The organism is Vibrio sp. 1557, from assembly GCF_033340175.1.
In the GTDB taxonomy this organism is placed as follows: domain Bacteria; phylum Pseudomonadota; class Gammaproteobacteria; order Enterobacterales; family Vibrionaceae; genus Vibrio; species Vibrio alginolyticus.
Genome location: NZ_JAWOVZ010000213.1, coordinates 1 through 1,175 on the forward strand (window position 1 = coordinate 1; position 1,175 = coordinate 1,175).

At 48.9% G+C, this 1,175-nt stretch carries 1 pseudogene; it reads right to left on the minus strand.

Features of this window, described 5'->3' with window-relative positions:
• A pseudogene (locus R7070_RS25970) lies at nt 1-1,175 on the minus strand (hypothetical protein); the annotation flags it as partial.

Genomic DNA, 1,175 nt, shown 5'->3' on the forward strand with positions numbered 1-1,175 from the left:
GTTCATCGTTGTATGCACTGGTCATACGCCAACTGGTAAATGCTTCAGCTTGAGTGTCGTTGATGGTGTTGACCTTCAGTTCTGAGATCAGATCTTTCAGTACCATCTCTTCAGTAAATGAACCCGATTCATTAGTTAACACCACGTGGTAAGTAACACTCTCTCCCGGACGGTAGAACTCATCGTCAACGGTTTTTTCAAGTTTGACCGACTCCGGCATCGCCAGCAGTGTCGCTGTTGAATCCTGCGTTTCACCACGGAATGTGGCGCTGGCGGTATTCTCAATTTCGCCAGTAGCGTATTGGTTCACTAACCCTGTAATCACAAACTCCACTTCATCATTCGCAGCAATCGTTAGCGTTGAATCAATGTCGGAATTCACACCTGGCATGTTGGTGATCTCGGTTTCCGCATTCGCTTTATTCACCTCAATGCGCCAAGAGTCGAACGCTTTTACCGACGTACCATCAAGACGCACGACTTCAAGATTACTAATGGCGTCTTTTACAGCCACATCTGTCGCTGGGACTGTGCCTTCGTTCTTCACTTTGACGCGGAACGTCGCTTCTGCACCCGGAACGTAATATTGGGTGTCTGCGGTTTTCTCAATCGAGATCCCCTGAGATTGAGGCTGAACAGTGGCACTTGAATGCTGCTGCGTACCGTTGAGATCCGCCGTTGCCGTGTTGGTGATATCACTCGCGGCTAACGGGTTAGTCTTCGCGGTAATCGTGAACTCCACAATGTCATGCGGTGCTATATCGATCATCGAACGGATATCCTGATTATCGACAGGCATCGGGGTAATAGTGGTGCGGCTGTCGCTGTTCGTCGTTTCAATCGTCCAACTCTCGAAAGCACGCTCACTCACGCCATAGATGTTGGTGGCTTTAATGCCCGACAAAATATCTTCTAACGCGATGTCGTTATCGAAACCATCAGTGCCGTTGTAAACGCGAACGTGGAATACCGCATCTTCTCCCGGAATATACATTGGAGATTCGGCTGTTTTCTCAATCCACACTTCTTCAGGCAGCGTTTCTAAGGTTGCGGTTGCTTCTGTCGTTGCACCTGCAAACTCAGCCGTTGCTGTGTTAATAATGTTGGCAACCGCTCGGCTGTTCACCGTGCATGTAATGGCAAATTCAACCGTATCTCCTGGAGCAATATCGAGA